General features: G+C 48.5%; 17 protein-coding genes. 11 read left to right on the forward strand and 6 right to left on the reverse strand.

The features are described from left to right. Positions 1 to 21: 21 nt before the first annotated feature. Positions 22 to 1,256, reverse strand: a protein-coding gene (locus ACKU40_RS14170; RefSeq protein WP_320173021.1) for an IS3 family transposase whose coding sequence is annotated in 2 segments (ribosomal slippage) — positions 22 to 902 and positions 902 to 1,256 — 1,236 coding nt in all. Because the reading frame shifts where the segments join, the coding sequence is not laid out codon by codon here. A 212-nt stretch (positions 1,257 to 1,468) separates the two neighbouring features. On the opposite strand from ACKU40_RS14170, the gene ACKU40_RS14175 reads away from it, so the two are divergent. Beyond that, positions 1,469 to 1,867 (forward strand): hypothetical protein, encoded by a 399-nt coding sequence (locus ACKU40_RS14175; RefSeq protein ID WP_320173449.1) that lies wholly within the window; start codon positions 1,469 to 1,471, stop codon positions 1,865 to 1,867. 71 nt (positions 1,868 to 1,938) lie between these two features. On the opposite strand, the gene ACKU40_RS14180 is transcribed toward ACKU40_RS14175, so the two are convergent. Next, positions 1,939 to 2,187, reverse strand: coding sequence for a hypothetical protein (locus ACKU40_RS14180; protein ID WP_320173450.1), 249 nt, complete (start codon positions 2,185 to 2,187; stop codon positions 1,939 to 1,941). Between the two features lie 56 nt (positions 2,188 to 2,243). Here ACKU40_RS14180 and ACKU40_RS14185 point away from each other — a divergent pair, with 56 nt between their 5' ends. Further along, the gene (locus tag ACKU40_RS14185; RefSeq protein ID WP_012765866.1) at positions 2,244 to 2,420 is read left to right on the forward strand and encodes a hypothetical protein; all 177 of its coding nucleotides are present in this window, start codon (positions 2,244 to 2,246) and stop codon (positions 2,418 to 2,420) included. A 111-nt stretch (positions 2,421 to 2,531) separates the two neighbouring features. On the opposite strand, the gene ACKU40_RS14190 is transcribed toward ACKU40_RS14185, so the two are convergent. Continuing rightward, the gene (locus ACKU40_RS14190) at positions 2,532 to 2,702 is read right to left on the reverse strand and encodes a hypothetical protein (protein WP_320173451.1); all 171 of its coding nucleotides are present in this window, start codon (positions 2,700 to 2,702) and stop codon (positions 2,532 to 2,534) included. 161 nt (positions 2,703 to 2,863) lie between these two features. Here ACKU40_RS14190 and ACKU40_RS14195 point away from each other — a divergent pair, with 161 nt between their 5' ends. The 5 genes from ACKU40_RS14195 to cbiD all read left to right on the forward strand — a co-directional run bounded on the left by ACKU40_RS14195 (position 2,864) and on the right by cbiD (position 8,146). Beyond that, complete coding sequence (locus ACKU40_RS14195) at positions 2,864 to 3,604, forward strand: RNA methyltransferase (RefSeq protein ID WP_320173452.1); 741 nt, start codon at positions 2,864 to 2,866, stop codon at positions 3,602 to 3,604. Positions 3,605 to 3,687: 83 nt separating this feature from the next. Next, positions 3,688 to 4,431: a tetratricopeptide repeat protein gene (locus ACKU40_RS14200; protein WP_320173453.1), complete on the forward strand. Its 744-nt coding sequence runs from the start codon at positions 3,688 to 3,690 to the stop codon at positions 4,429 to 4,431. Positions 4,432 to 4,458: 27 nt separating this feature from the next. Further along, a complete protein-coding gene (locus ACKU40_RS14205; RefSeq protein WP_320173454.1) occupies positions 4,459 to 5,835 on the forward strand; it encodes a cobyrinate a,c-diamide synthase in 1,377 nt (458 codons plus the stop codon). 33 nt (positions 5,836 to 5,868) lie between these two features. Further along, complete coding sequence (dinB, locus tag ACKU40_RS14210) at positions 5,869 to 7,038, forward strand: DNA polymerase IV (protein ID WP_320173455.1); 1,170 nt, start codon at positions 5,869 to 5,871, stop codon at positions 7,036 to 7,038. Continuing rightward, entirely contained in the window at positions 7,031 to 8,146 is a 1,116-nt protein-coding gene (gene cbiD / locus ACKU40_RS14215; RefSeq protein ID WP_320173456.1) for a cobalt-precorrin-5B (C(1))-methyltransferase CbiD, read from the forward strand. The genes dinB and cbiD overlap by 8 nt, the downstream gene beginning before the upstream one ends. Here the strand turns inward: cbiD and ACKU40_RS14220 are convergent. Next, the gene (locus ACKU40_RS14220) at positions 8,122 to 8,394 is read right to left on the reverse strand and encodes a hypothetical protein (RefSeq protein WP_320173457.1); all 273 of its coding nucleotides are present in this window, start codon (positions 8,392 to 8,394) and stop codon (positions 8,122 to 8,124) included. The two genes, cbiD and ACKU40_RS14220, sit on opposite strands and share 25 nt — an antisense overlap. 142 nt (positions 8,395 to 8,536) lie before the next feature. On the opposite strand from ACKU40_RS14220, the gene cbiE reads away from it, so the two are divergent. From cbiE to ACKU40_RS14240, 4 genes are all read left to right on the forward strand, one after another. Continuing rightward, on the forward strand, positions 8,537 to 9,760 hold the full coding sequence (gene cbiE / locus ACKU40_RS14225; protein ID WP_320173458.1) for a precorrin-6y C5,15-methyltransferase (decarboxylating) subunit CbiE: 1,224 nt from the start codon (positions 8,537 to 8,539) through the stop codon (positions 9,758 to 9,760). Further along, positions 9,761 to 10,522 carry a precorrin-4 C(11)-methyltransferase gene (cobM, locus tag ACKU40_RS14230; RefSeq protein WP_320173459.1) on the forward strand — a complete coding sequence of 254 codons (762 nt, stop codon included), beginning with the start codon at positions 9,761 to 9,763 and terminating at the stop codon, positions 10,520 to 10,522. A 76-nt stretch (positions 10,523 to 10,598) separates the two neighbouring features. Then, complete coding sequence (locus tag ACKU40_RS14235) at positions 10,599 to 12,266, forward strand: diguanylate cyclase (RefSeq protein WP_320173460.1); 1,668 nt, start codon at positions 10,599 to 10,601, stop codon at positions 12,264 to 12,266. Then, positions 12,266 to 12,661, forward strand: a complete 396-nt coding sequence (locus ACKU40_RS14240) for a secondary thiamine-phosphate synthase enzyme YjbQ (protein WP_320173461.1) — start codon at positions 12,266 to 12,268, stop codon at positions 12,659 to 12,661. Before ACKU40_RS14235 ends, ACKU40_RS14240 begins: the two co-directional genes overlap by 1 nt. Here the strand turns inward: ACKU40_RS14240 and ACKU40_RS14245 are convergent. Together ACKU40_RS14245 and ACKU40_RS14250 are read right to left on the reverse strand one after the other, a co-directional pair. Continuing rightward, the gene (locus ACKU40_RS14245) at positions 12,658 to 13,359 is read right to left on the reverse strand and encodes a hypothetical protein (protein ID WP_320173462.1); all 702 of its coding nucleotides are present in this window, start codon (positions 13,357 to 13,359) and stop codon (positions 12,658 to 12,660) included. The genes ACKU40_RS14240 and ACKU40_RS14245 overlap by 4 nt on opposite strands. A 282-nt stretch (positions 13,360 to 13,641) precedes the next feature. Then, positions 13,642 to 13,902 carry a hypothetical protein gene (locus ACKU40_RS14250; protein WP_320173463.1) on the reverse strand — a complete coding sequence of 87 codons (261 nt, stop codon included), beginning with the start codon at positions 13,900 to 13,902 and terminating at the stop codon, positions 13,642 to 13,644. Positions 13,903 to 14,011: the final 109 nt, after the last annotated feature.

The raw sequence follows: 14,011 nt of genomic DNA on the forward strand, positions 1-14,011 counted from the left end.
GATTGACGGTTAATTGGTTTACTACAGGGCTGTGGGGGTACCCCCACAGCCCTGTTTATGTATTTGGTTCGGTGTTTTCATTTTCAAACTAAGATGAGGACGTTCAGAATTATATATTTCAATAGACTCTTTTACGAGTGAATTTAACTCATCAAAGCTAGTGCATTTAACCACCAAAAATTCTTGTTTTAAAATTCCATTTATACGTTCAGCTAACGCATTTTGGTAACAATCATACCCATCTGTCATAGATGGGACCATTTCGGCTTTCTTGAGTTTGTTTTGATAAATGGACGATGCGTACTGCAATCCACGATCTGAATGGTGGATTGTTTTGTTTCGCGTTTTTCGGTTTTTGATAGCCATATCTAAAGCTTTAGTGGTCCCTTCGGCACTAAGATCAGAACTCAAATTGTGACCTACAATTTTTCTGCTAAAAGAGTCTGTGATTAGTGATAGATAGTATGTTTTATTTAACGTTTTTACGTAAGTTATATCACTAACAAAGACTTCTTCTGAATACTGAGGCTTAAACTCCTTCAATAAATTAGGATGTTTTTTGAGCCAATGCTTTGAATTTGTAGTTTTTGTGTAATTTTTTCTTGTTTTTATCAGTAAATGCTCTCTGCGCAATAATGCGAAAAAAGCATCCCGCCCAAGCTTGATTCCACGAGCTACAAATTTCTCACGCAATAAAAAATAAAGCTTACGCGTTCCCAGCCGAGGCATTCTGGCCCGCAGACTCAAAACAAGTTTCTTTACTTCTTGGAACTGTTTTTCCCGTACCTTATGGCGTTTTTCAGCCTGATATATCGATTGCCGACTCACCCCGAGCTGTCTACAGCAAGCAGATAAACTTATTTGCTTTGTTTCCTGAAGACCTCGTGCAGCTCGGGGGTAAGTTTTTTTCTTATGGAAGTACCCAGTTCTCTGTCAGAAATATCAATCATTTCGTTGAGAAGCATAGTTTTGATCTTCTCTTCCTGAAGCTCTTTTTCAAGACGCTTAATCTTTTGTGCTGGAGTCTCTTTGGATTTTGGCATTCTTTTCTGATGTACCATTGGCTTGCTCCAGTCAAGGCTGCCATGTTTACGAAGCCACTTTAAAACAGTGCTGCGACCTTGGATTCCATAGGCCCTTTGGGCCTGCTTGTAGGTCATTTCACCCTTTTCAACTAATGCCACAACGGACAATTTAAAGCCCATTGTGTAGTCCCGCTGAGTACGCTTTACTCTTTGAGTTTCTTCCTTTTTCATAAAATAGGTCCTTTGGGTGTAAACCTATTTCAGGACGGGACAAAATAACAATTAAAAAGGCCTCTTCAATCGAAGAGGCCTTTTTAATCTGCTCTTTCTACGCATGATTATATTTTTACAATAAAAAACTTACACTCAAAACTAAATGATGATAAAAATATTACCGGATTAATAATTTTACATTTCTCAAACCACCAAATTGCGGAGGAAGGATGAAAAAAATTATTTTTACACTGCTTCTTGTTCTCGCTCCTGCTGTTTGTTTTGCAGGTCCGATGGAAGATTTTGTCGAAGAATGCACAAAAGCAACACAAAATGAAGCTGCATGCTTGAAAATTTACGCCGACGCTATGAGCAGCCACATCTTTGACGGGGCGAATTTTTCAGCAGGGCAAAGAGTTAAATGCGGTGCAGGACTTGAACTGCGTGTTGCCGCCCATGCTTGCGAGTTCCTGCCTATCGGCGGCGGACCCTGCGTAGAAGCAGCAAAGCGGTCTTGTGCTAAGGCATGTGGTGCATGTCCGGCTATTGCCGAAAGATTTTGCAAGTCAGATCTTCCCCTTACGGACATGATCAAACAGATCAAAGACGGAAGATATGCATGTAACTAACTGCAACAACTAGCACTATTAGCAATGCTTACAACTTAAAAACTGGCGGAGAATATTTCTCGCCAGTTTTTTTATTTAAAACCCATTTTTTTCTTGATATTGATTTTCAAGTTCATTAAGACTGTTTTCAGACACACTGCAAACAGGAGAAATACCATGACCCAAACAGCCAGCATTTCTTCACTGGACAAAAAAAAATTTCTTAAAAAAGCATTTAAAGGATTTTGCGGACCTAACGAAAAAAGGGTGAAGGAAACGGGGAATCCTCCTTTTCCATCTCCTGACAACGGCAAAGATTGATCTGACCCGGCACAAGCCATGCGAAGCTCGGGTATTCAACAAATTTCCTGAAAGCGAATAAAAAGCGGAGTATGAAATGGCAGATGTTATAAAAGAAGCAGCTCGTATGAGACGGCAATACGGTTGGAAAACATACCTTATAAAATTTAAAGATTACTATTCCTATACCTTTGACCCCAGCCTTTTTCCTGATTTCGAATTGCTTGGTGAAGTAGGAGCCGATGGAGCGATCATCCCCTCCTCCAAGGCATAGACAACCATGCTTACTCTCCCAAGGTTGTGACACCCTTGCTCTAAGCTTACTTCACCCTCCCGGCTTCGTACTTCTCCCCGTTGACGAAGCCGGGACTATCTTTTTTGCAGTTTAATCTTCTGCGCACGCCTCAGCCAGCGTATCCCCTATCCTTTCAAAAACTTCCATCAAATCATCAGGTATCGCATTCCCTCCGCTGAGAAGTTCCTGCACTTCATCAAGCGTAAGTCCTGCAGAATCGGCAATGGCCTGTATTTTTTCTGATAGTTCAGTTGTACTCATGCTACTTATTTTACACTCCCTGCGGGGAGTTTGCAAAAAGTGATTTTCCGTCAAAACCGAAACTGGACATCACAGGAAGATGGCTCTATGAAAGCTGTTCGCCTGCATCCTGAAAGGAATTACCTGCTCTTGCAGGCGAAATAACTTTTCCCGGAGCTAACATGCTGGACAACTTAAGCATTGTACTTTTCGGTACTAAATTCCCCGAAAACGTAGGATCATCGGCCAGAGCCATGACCAATATGGGCTGTGAAAACCTGACCCTGGTGCGCCCCGCATCATGGAATATGGAAAAAGCAATGCCTCTGGCAACAGTCAAAGGCCGCGACATTGTAGAAAAAGCAATTGTTGCCGACAACCTTTCCGAAGCCCTGAAAGGCCAGACCCGCGTTTATGGTACAACAGCCCGCACCGGAGGCTGGCGCAAGGGTGTAATGACTCCATCCACCGCAGCTCCCTTAATCGTGGAACAGCTCAGGGCCGGAGAAAAAGTTGCTGTGGTCTTCGGACCTGAAGACAGAGGGCTGACCAACGATGAAACCCAGCTCTGCTCAAGACTGATCAACATTCCCACCAGCCATGAAAACAGCTCCCTGAACCTTTCTCAGGCTGTACTCATTATATTATACGAATGCTTTAAAAACGCTCTGGACAAACCCTTCACCCCGGCAGGCCCTCCTGAAGAACGTCCCACCTCATTTGAAGAACAGGAAATTCTGGCTTCCAATCTGCAGGAAACCCTACTTGCTATCGACTTCCTGAAAGCTGACAACCCGGATTACTGGATGATGCCGGTAAGACGTTTCATGTCCAAAATCGACATCAAGCGCAACGAATTTAACCTGCTCATGGGAATATGCCGCCAGATCAAATGGATAGCCGGACAAGCGGACAAAAAATAACACGGAAATAAACACTGCCCCTTCTCAATTTTAATAAAGAACGTTACAGTGAAGAAAAGAATTTAGATCTGCGGAGCTTGCAAATGTCTGAAAATACTAAAATTAAAGATCTAAGCGGAGTATTCTCACGCCAGAGAATCGCTAAGGTCGGAACCGGAACCACCACTCGCCGCGTAGCTCAGATCGGCTACTATTTTGTTGAACAGATGGCCGAAGACCTGTTTCAGGTCCGCCCTTTGAACAACCATTTTGTTCCCACCGGAGACCCCGAAGGAATTGACCGGGATGCCCTCCTGAAAGATTATACTCCTGAACCTGAAATGTACCACAAGCAGGTTCTGCCCAATATGAAGGAATTGCAAAAAACCCTTGCCCGTGCGGATCGACACCGCCAGCAGGGCAACTCCTTCAGCGCTGAAATGGAATACACCAACGCCATCAAAGTGGATGAAATGAACGTTCGCGGTAACTTCGGGGTAGGACTCTGTCTCATGCAGAGAGGAGAAACCGAACGCGCCAATGACGTTTTTGCCCGACTGGTTTCCATGGATGCTCCCTTTGCCCCTGAGCATAAGCATATGTTCAATGATTTCGGGATCAACCTGCGTAAATCTAAAATGATTCCTCAGGCTATTGAGTATTACTCAAAAGCTATCGCACTCAGCCCGGAAGACGAGAACCTGCGCTACAACCTTGCGCGAGCCTACTTTGAAGATAAGCAATACGACAAGGTACGAGAAGAACTTGCTAAGTGTCTGGAGATTAATCCTGATTTTGCTGAAGGGAAAAAATTTGTCGCTTATCTGGACAAGAATAAGCTGGGCTGATCAGAAAAAAAACATTATACAGTTTCAATGAACTCCATCAAAGGCTTCATTGTAGCAGGAACACACAGCGGTTGCGGTAAGACCTCGGTAACACTGGGTCTTATGGCTGCTTTCGCCCGTCGCGGTATCAAAGTACAGCCCTTCAAAACCGGGCCGGACTTCATTGATCCCGGGCACCATACCCGTGCCTCGGGCCGGACCTGCCACAACCTTGACGGCTGGATGCTTTCCGGCAAGACCCTGCGCGACATTTTCGCCCGCTATACGCAGGATGCGGACGCCTGCATTGTTGAAGGTGTCATGGGCCTTTACGACGGCTATTCAGCTCTGGACGAAACCGGGTCTACAGCCCATCTCTCCAAAGAACTGAACCTGCCGGTGATCCTTGTTGTGGACGCCGGTTCCATGGCCCGTTCCGCGGCTGCGCTGGTGCAGGGATTCTGCAACTTCGACCCTGAGACTCCTGTGGCCGGAGTGATATTCAATCGTGTGGGCAGCAGCAATCATGCCCAAATCCTGAGTGAAGCCATTTCCTTAATAGATGTTCCGCTTATCGGCTGCCTGCCCCGCCGGGCAGAAATATCTACCCCTTCTCGCCATCTTGGGCTTGTAACCCCGGACCACATTGAAGACCTAGAATTCAAATACAATGCACTTGCCGACTGGGTGGAGGAGAACCTCGACCTTGAGCAGATTATAGAAGCCCTGCCCGACATTCCCGTTCCCCCACTTTTTGATGAAGTGCCCATGATCCCTCACACAAGGATCGGCATTGCACAGGATAGCGCCTTTTCATTTTACTACGAGGAGAATCTGCGTTTACTGCGTGAGGCCGGAGCGGAACTGGTTCCCTTTTCTCCCATAGAAGATAAAGCTCTGCCCGAAGACATTTCAGGAATATATTTCGGTGGCGGCTATCCTGAGCTGGCGGCCTTTGACCTTGCCCAGAACACTAAATTACGTCGGAGCATTGCTGAGTTTTCCGCAGCCGGACATCCAGTTTACGCTGAATGCGGTGGATTCATGTACCTTATGGAATCCATCTGCAACGACGACCGGGTCTTCCCCATGTGCGGAATATTCCCCTTCCGCAGTGCAATGCAATCCCGTTTCCAATCCCTTGGATACCGCAAAGTGGAACTCAATCAGGATACAATCCTCGGTCCGGCTGGAACAAAGGTAAGGGGACACGAGTTTCACTACTCAGCTTTGGAAGAGATGCCGGAAAATACTCCAAAGGCCTATCAGGTAACCTGCAAGAAAAACATTGCCACCCATGAAGGATTCATTGCTAACGGCAAAACACTTGGCAGTTACATCCACCTTCATTTTGCCAGCAATCCGCAGGTAGCGGCAAACTTTGTTGAAGCCTGCGCTGCCTCTTCCAGCGCGGAAGATATTTAAGCAACCCGCATTTACTCTAGAACGGGTATGCCGATGCAGAAATACATCATACACATAGACATGGACGCCTTTTTCGCGTCCGTGGAGCAACTGGACAATCCTGAGCTGCGCGGAAAACCCGTGGGGGTCGGCTCCCTGCATGAACGCTCTGTGCTCAGTGCGGCTTCTTACGAAGCACGCAAGTTCGGAGTCCGCTCGGCAATGCCTGTGCGTCAGGCTTTAAAACTCTGCCCGCAGTTGCAGGTAGTCTCAGGCAGCAGGCACCGCTACAAAGAGATCTCACACAAGGTTATGGAAGAACTCTCCAACTACTCCCCGGTTGTGGAGCAGGCCTCCATTGATGAAGCGTACATCGACATAACCGGAACCGAAAAACTCTTCGGCACGCCGCTCCAAATTGCCCAATCCATCAAAGCCGATATTCGCAAAGCCACCGGGCTGACCGCGTCGGTCGGTGTTGCCCCAGTAAAATTTCTGGCAAAAATCGCTTCCGACCTTAATAAACCGGATGGCATTTCCATCATCACCGCAGAACATGTACAGGATTTCCTGAAGACCCTTCCTGTGGAAAAAATCCCCGGAGTTGGCAAAAAAGCCCTGCCCCGCCTGCGTTCTTACGGCATCACATACGCCGCAGACCTGCGCCGCTATCCCCAGGAATTCTGGAAAGAGAGGTTCGGGGAACGGGGACTGGTTCTCTATGAAAAAGGTGCGGGCATTGACCCCACTCCGGTTACTGAAGGAGGAACAATGAAATCCTCCAGCGCAGAAAACACGTTCGGCGAGGATGTTTCCGACGTCCACACCCTGAAAACCCTGCTGCTTAAGCAATCCGAACGCATAGCCGCAGACATCAGGAAACACGGGGTCAAAGGAAGGACCGTAACCCTGAAGATCAAATTTCCCGATTTTCGCCAGATCACCCGCAGCCGTACTTTGGACTCCCGGACGTCCCATGCGGGTACAATATTCAAAACAGCCTGCTCGTTGCTTGATGCGGAACTGACCATCGGCCCGATTCGCTTGATCGGAGTAGGCATTTCTAACTTCGAAGAACGCAACCGGCAGCTTTCCCTGCTTGATGATCCGGAAAAGCCGAAAGAGAACAAAAAGCTCGAACAGCTGGACAAGGCAGTAGATCAGGTCCGCCTCAAATTCGGCAAAGATATACTGACCCGGGGGAGGTTGCTTGAAGATGACTAAGCAGAAACTTAAGGAAGGATACACCACCGGATCATCCGCCACAGCAGCAGCAATGGCAGCTATCCGGGTGTTATTTAAGGGAAGTACCCCCAAAGAAATAGAGATTCCTCTTCCGGTCAAAGGCACTTTGAATGTTCCTGTGAACCGGGTACTCAAAGATGGAGACCAAGTGCGCGGAATTGTCATCAAGGATGGTGGGGACGATCCTGATGCCACCCACGGGCATGAAATCCACGCACTTGTAAAGAGAGAAAAGGCTGATTCATTGCGGATTGAAGTTGACGGCGGCAAAGGTGTCGGCAGGGTAACCCTGCCGGGACTGCCCGTACCCGTAGGCGAAGCGGCCATCAATCCCGTACCCCGTAAGCAGATTATTGCCGGAGCACTGAAAGAACTCGGAAAGATCGCGCCGGATTTTAACGGACTGCTCAAAATCAGAATTGAAGTTCCGCAGGGCGAGGAAATCGCCAAGAAAACCATGAACTCTCGACTGGGAATTCTGGGTGGAATATCCATACTGGGAACCCAAGGAATTGTCCGTCCATACAGCCATGCCTCATGGAAAGCCTCAATCGCTCAATCCCTGAATGTTGCCCGTGCTGCGGGACTGGATGAAATAGTATTCACCACCGGACGGCGCAGTGAACAACTTTACCTTGCCCAATTTTCTGAAACCCCGCCAATAAGCATGGTACAGGCAGCTGATTTTTTTAAATTTTCAATGCAACAGGCTAGATTAAAAGGCATGCGCACAGTGCGCTGGTCCATTTTCATCGGCAAGTTGGTCAAGCACGCCATGGGTTTTCCCTACACCCACGCCAAGGATTGGGCCATCGACTTTAACCTGCTCGCGGAGTGGTGCGCCGAACTGGGCATGGTTGAAGAACTGACAAAAAAAATCCGGGCCGCGATAACGGCCCGGCATATATATGATATGGTCCCCAAAGATTCACGCACGGCTTTCATCCGCATGCTGGTCCGAAAAGCACACGGAAACGCCCGCGCTTTCAGCGGGAACTCGGAGGTAGCTGTGGAGTACTTCCTCTTTGATTTTGACGGACAAATGGTCTACGACCCCGACCATCAGAAAAAATCTTCTTCATCGTGATCTCCTGTAGAGTAGAGTACGTAAATACCTACAGCACCGGACAATAAGGCCACGACATAAAAGGGAATACAACGATTTTCAGTTCCGGCGGTGTAATTATTTACCTCGTACTCGATATGCATGTTGCCCATAATGTCATTTACATCGGACATTGTTTTTCCGGCCAGCATAGGAGCAGTCAGGGAGAATCCGTAGAAAGCAGTAATAATTGAACCGACAAGAAGAGCTATGGCAATTAACTTTTTCATACCTCATCACCTCCGCAAAAAGTATGGAAGAGGTCAATTCCACAATAACAGATTCTCTTTTTTTTGGTAACTAATATTGAAATAAATTTTAATTCACAAATCTTCCTTTAATATCCAGACAATACATTGTATGAAACATAGCATGAAACATCCCTTGCAGATAATCGGCCTGCATCCAGGCACCCTGAAGCCTACAACAGAAGCTGCGGCAACCATTTCCAAAGCTGATGTGCTCAGCGGCGGAAAACGGTTGCTGGAATCTTTTCCGGAATTCAAGGGTCCAAAAATTCCCTTTGCTTCCCCTGTAAAAGAATATGCTGAAACCCTTAGAAAAATGCTGCAAGAGAGTAAGAAGGTAGTATTGCTGGCCGACGGAGATCCGTTGCTATTCGGCATTGCATCTTCCCTAATCCCACTGCTGGGCAAGGAAAATGTTGTTGTCACCCCTGCGGTTTCAGCCATTCAAGTCAGTTCTGCGCGGCTGGCTCGCAGCTGGAAAGACTTTGAAATTATTTCCCTGCATGGCCGTAATGATTACTCGCCGCTCTTCGGAGCCATGCAACGCAACAGGGATTGCGCCGTTTACACAGACTCGATTAACACTCCGCAAACCATTGCCCGACGGCTGGTTGAAAAAGGTGTGAATAATTATTCCATGGCCGTATTGTCCCGGCTGGAAACACCGGACGAACAGGTGACTCAAGGCGAACCGGAATCCTTCCTCGATTTCACATGCCCGGATCTGAACATCGTCATCCTCACTGCGAAAGACAAAGAACTCAGCACCCCGCTCTTCGGACGGGATGATGATTCATTCACACGGGAAAAGGGGCTAATCACCAAACTTCCCGTCCGTTCCGCAGGTATAGCCCTGCTGGGACTGAGAGATAAACAGACCGTCTGGGACCTCGGCGCAGGCTGCGGCTCGGTTGCCATTGAAGCATCCTTCATCGGCTCAGGCTCCCGTTTTTACGCCGTAGAAAAAAAGGCTGAACGGATTGCAATGATCAAGGAAAATATCCGAAATTTCCGGGCCTGGACTGTTGATCCTATATGCGGAGACATGCCGCAGGCATTAGCAGAGCTTCCCGATCCGGACCGGATCTTCATGGGCGGCGGCATCGGACGCGGAGACTCGGTTATCCGCGAAGCGGCAGAACGCCTTAAACCGGGCGGCAGGCTGGTGGTCCACGCCATACTCATGGGCAGCATCCAGCGCACCCGTGATCTTTTTGAAGAACTGGGCTGGGACTGGCATTCCATGCAGATTCAGGCCTCAACATCAGACAAACTCGCCGGGGATATCCGCTACAAAGCACACAACCCGGTAACCATACTCTGGGCCGATAAGCCCGAAGGACAATAAATGGGTAAAGTATATTTCATCGGCGCCGGACCGGGAGACCCGGAACTTATCACCGTAAAGGGACAACGCATTATCCGCGAAGCCGGAATGGTACTCTATGCCGGGTCGCTGGTTCCTGAGGCCGTAATTGCCGAGGCACGAGAAGATGCACGTATTGAAAACTCAGCTTCCATGTCTTTGGAAGAAACTGACAGGCTCATGCATGAATATGCCTCCAAAGGTGAAATAGTGGCCCGCGTACACACCGGTGACCCCGCTCTTTACGGAGCGGTGCAGGAGCAGGCCCGTCTACTGCAAGAAGCAGGTATCGAATATGAAGTCATTCCCGGAGTAACTTCAGCCTGTGCGGCCGCAGCAGCCTCCAGCGCATCGTTCACAGTTCCCGGTGGAACCCAGACCCTGATCCTGACCCGCATGGCCGGCCGAACCCCTGTGCCGGAATCTGAATCCCTGCAAAAACTGGCCGAGCACAACTCTGCCATGGCCATCTACCTTTCAGCAGGCAATCCCATGGGCATTCAGGAACAGCTTCTTGCCGGGGGCATGGAGCCTTCCACTCCGGCAATCCTAGGCTACCGCATCGGCTGGCCTGAAGAAAAATCCGTTCCGACCACGCTTGAAAAACTGGCAGAAACAGCAGAACAGAACAACTTCACCCGGCAGACCATTTTCCTGATCCTGCCCGGAAAGGACAGTGACAGCGAATCCCTGCTCTACGATTCCGGATTCAGTCACATGTTCCGCAATGAGAACAATTCATAGCAAGAAAAAATAGCACTCCTGCACCGTTAATGGTAATATATTTCTTTCTGAGATAACCACTGCAGGAGTGCCCTTAATGCCCATACACTTCTTTCCTAAAACAATCAGCAGCCGAATCAGAATGTATTCGGTTCTCATGGTCGGAGCACCTTTGCTTTTCATGACCATCATGCTGATATTCTTCATCAAGACAACCATTATCAAATCAACAAAACAAGAACTGGAAGAACAGGTAACTTCTCACAAAATAGTTATTGAAGAATGGTTCAAGGAACGAAGTTCTGATGTAAAATTTCTAGCTGAAAGCGAAAACCTGCGTAGCGGTAAACTCAATCAGATCAAGCCGCTACTGAATCTTTACGATAATACACATGATGATATCAGCGAAGTTATCTGGGTAGGCCCTGACGGAACAACCAGAAGCCACGAATCTATTCATTCTCCTACAACGATCGGCATCCGTGACCATGAATATTTCACCAAATGTCAGGCTGACCCAACGCTTGTACCCAAAATTATAATTGGAGAATCATTAGACAATCCCATCATTTTGTTCTCACACCCCGTTACGTTGCAAAACGGTTCTTTCGGCGGAGTAGTCTTCCTTGCTGCGCAGCTGACAGCCATTAACAAACTGATGAAAAACCTCTGGTTCGGTGCCACCGGCGAAACATACATAATCAACCGAGAAGGATACATGCTCACCGAGTCCCGTTTCCTTGATCAGCTCAAGGCCGCAGGACGGGTTGAAAACACCGCCATCATGGTAATCAGGACCAACACCCAAAGCCTTGAATCCGCTCTGGTGGGAACACAACCGGAAGGTGTTTATCTCGACTACAGGGGTGCGGAAGTTCTCGGAGCAAGTCAATGGATCAAAGCCGGACATTGGCTCATCGTTTCGGAAATTGACTACAGCGAAGTAATGGAACCCATATACTCATTCCTGTGGACGGCTATCGGCGGAGCATTCCTGACGCTGCTGATCATAACTCCGTTTTCCGTTAAACTGGTCCGCTCCATAAGCATTCCCCTCAAACGGCTAAGCTCGGTCGCCCGACAAATGACCAAAGGGAACTTTGATTGTGAATGTGCCGGAACAGGAGTGCTTCACCCGCCAGAAGAAGTAACCCAGCTGATGGATGGCTTCTGTGTCATGCAGGAAAAAGTCGAAAGCACGGTACAGGAACTGCAAAAATCAGCGGTAACCGACCAGCTGACCGGGCTGCCCAACCGCCGCTACCTGATGAAAGAAGGAACAAGACTTGTGGACATTGCCATTCGCGCCGGCCAGCCTTGCTCGCTTATGATTATGGACATTGACCATTTCAAAGTTATCAACGACACTTACGGACACACTGTAGGTGATATAGTCCTGCAACAGATGAGCAGTGCTTTTCAGGAAATTGTGCGTTCATCCGACATTATTGCCCGTTACGGCGGGGAGGAATTTGTGGTTGTGGCACCGGGCTCCGACATTGATTCCGGCAGCACCCTCGCAGAAAGATTGCGACAAGGCATTGAGGCCCGCACTTTCAATAACGAAGCGCAGCCTCTGGCCTGTACAATTTCCATTGGCGTGTCCCATTACGCCACACACATCAAATTCGGGGTGGACGCGTACGAAGACATGCTCGCACGTGCCGACAATGCCCTATACAAGGCCAAAGATACCGGCCGCAACAGAATATGCGTAGCCGAACCGCACAATAAACTTACAGACTCCTCCAAAGGAGAAAATTAGTGGAAACTTTGCAGATCAGAACAAACAGCCGTGAAGAAATGATCGACATAACCGAGTCCGTGCGCAGGATGGTCAAAGACAACGGCTGGCAGTCCGGCGCACTGCTGCTCTACTGCCCGCACACCACCGGAGCCATTACAGTCAATGAAGGCGCCGACCCGGATGTGGTCCGCGACATAACCGTAAACATGCGCAAGCTGGTCCCCTACCGAGGAGACTACCAACACATGGAAGGCAACTCCGATGCCCACATCAAAACCAGCATGTTCGGTCCGGATCAGATGCTGATCATCGAAGACGGGGACGTCATGCTCGGCACATGGCAGCGTATATTTTTCTGTGAATTTGACGGGCCACGGAGCAGGAAGCTCTGGGCGCAGTTTATGTTCAGCTAACTCAACGCCCGCCCTTTTAAACTGGCAAAAGCCAGAATCACACCCAGCACCCCGCCAAGCAGGGCTGCGAAGATGATGCGCGCATCAGGAGGGAGCATGAAAGTAAAGGTGTGGGCCGGAATCCAGAAGATGGGTACTGTCTTTTTGAGTACAAAGCCCCACATGTTGTTCCAATCGATTGCAGCGAAACGATCCGCAACATCCACCGGAAGAATCAGAGAGCGTATTTTCCCCTGATGGACCTGAATATGGTCGTCGTAAATCTTGTGCAGGATCATGAGCACCGGGGCGAATACGGTGTTGAGCATTACACTGGTCGTAAAGGCTATCAGCAGTCGGGCAAAGAAGCCGTCTTCTGCACTGATGTTCAATCCCAGTGAAGTCAGCACTGCAGGGGAACCGACAGCAAATACCGTAAAGCTGGCCTTTAAAAACAATCCTATAAAACCCCACATGACCGCTTTGGCGATGAGCCCAAATCCGGGGCGCCAATAGCGTCCATCCACAATACGCAGAGCCACACATTCCCCGAAAGTGGCAAGGACAGCGAATTTTAAGAAGCTCAAAATATAGCCGTGCTCTTTGGTGTAGAGCTTAAAAGTCTCGATGGGATGCGGCTGGCAGGTGATCCAGAACAGTAGAATTGCGACAACCGAAAAGACCGCAAGGTCCGATTTTTTCAAGGAAAATTTATTCATGGCTGGTGTTATCGCTCCAAACATGATTCTTAGCAAGATTAATCCGCGCCATGATCCATGCTCCGTATCCAGAATTACGAATCTTCCTGACGCTCGTCTTTGGCACTCAAGACATCAGAGACACTTGCGGTAATACTGCCAATATAAAGATATGGGTCAATGTCGTTCAACATGACCCATTCCTTAGCTGCTAAATATGGTAGCGTAAACATGCATATCCCTGTTTATCTTTATGATTCCTGTTCAATCATCATTGCATGTGCGATCCGGAATATATTAGCTTTACATCCCCACACATCTAATCAGTGACCCTCTTTTGTCTCCCTCCGAAACAGGACATGTAGCTATTTCCGGACCGACCCGCCTTTTGGCTCCGTTTAGGACCATACGCAAACAGAAACGGGAACCATGCCCGCCGGTTCCGGCCATACAATCAAAAATTTCATCTCCGGCACGGTCAATAGCCTCAGAAACAGTAAAACCCTGCCGTTGCAGACGCTGAGCCTTCTTCCTGAGCAGTTCTTCCAGCAATGCGGTGTTCATGGGCCACCCCCGAAGTCTTAGCAAAACTATTCATGCCTGTTGATGCCGGATTTCCGGCACATCCATTCCTGATACAAGTTCTGATGCAATTTCCAATCCTTCGTTGCCG

This window comes from Maridesulfovibrio sp. (genome assembly GCF_963666665.1).
GTDB lineage: Bacteria > Desulfobacterota > Desulfovibrionia > Desulfovibrionales > Desulfovibrionaceae > Maridesulfovibrio.

Bases quoted from the DNA above. Each gene is read 5' to 3' on its own strand.
- ACKU40_RS14200 (WP_320173453.1), top strand. From the start codon at position 3,688: ATGTCTGAAAATACTAAAATTAAAGATCTAAGCGGAGTATTCTCACGC.
- cbiE (WP_320173458.1), top strand. From the start codon at position 8,537: ATGAAACATCCCTTGCAGATAATCGGCCTGCATCCAGGCACCCTGAAG.
- ACKU40_RS14185 (WP_012765866.1), top strand. From the start codon at position 2,244: ATGGCAGATGTTATAAAAGAAGCAGCTCGTATGAGACGGCAATACGGT.
- cobM (WP_320173459.1), top strand. From the start codon at position 9,761: ATGGGTAAAGTATATTTCATCGGCGCCGGACCGGGAGACCCGGAACTT.
- ACKU40_RS14235 (WP_320173460.1), top strand. From the start codon at position 10,599: ATGCCCATACACTTCTTTCCTAAAACAATCAGCAGCCGAATCAGAATG.
- ACKU40_RS14205 (WP_320173454.1), top strand. From the start codon at position 4,459: ATGAACTCCATCAAAGGCTTCATTGTAGCAGGAACACACAGCGGTTGC.
- ACKU40_RS14245 (WP_320173462.1), bottom strand. From the start codon at position 13,359: ATGAATAAATTTTCCTTGAAAAAATCGGACCTTGCGGTCTTTTCGGTT.
- ACKU40_RS14190 (WP_320173451.1), bottom strand. From the start codon at position 2,702: ATGAGTACAACTGAACTATCAGAAAAAATACAGGCCATTGCCGATTCT.
- ACKU40_RS14250 (WP_320173463.1), bottom strand. From the start codon at position 13,902: ATGAACACCGCATTGCTGGAAGAACTGCTCAGGAAGAAGGCTCAGCGT.
- ACKU40_RS14175 (WP_320173449.1), top strand. From the start codon at position 1,469: ATGAAAAAAATTATTTTTACACTGCTTCTTGTTCTCGCTCCTGCTGTT.
- ACKU40_RS14180 (WP_320173450.1), bottom strand. From the start codon at position 2,187: ATGGCTTGTGCCGGGTCAGATCAATCTTTGCCGTTGTCAGGAGATGGA.
- ACKU40_RS14195 (WP_320173452.1), top strand. From the start codon at position 2,864: ATGCTGGACAACTTAAGCATTGTACTTTTCGGTACTAAATTCCCCGAA.
- dinB (WP_320173455.1), top strand. From the start codon at position 5,869: ATGCAGAAATACATCATACACATAGACATGGACGCCTTTTTCGCGTCC.
- cbiD (WP_320173456.1), top strand. From the start codon at position 7,031: ATGACTAAGCAGAAACTTAAGGAAGGATACACCACCGGATCATCCGCC.
- ACKU40_RS14220 (WP_320173457.1), bottom strand. From the start codon at position 8,394: ATGAAAAAGTTAATTGCCATAGCTCTTCTTGTCGGTTCAATTATTACT.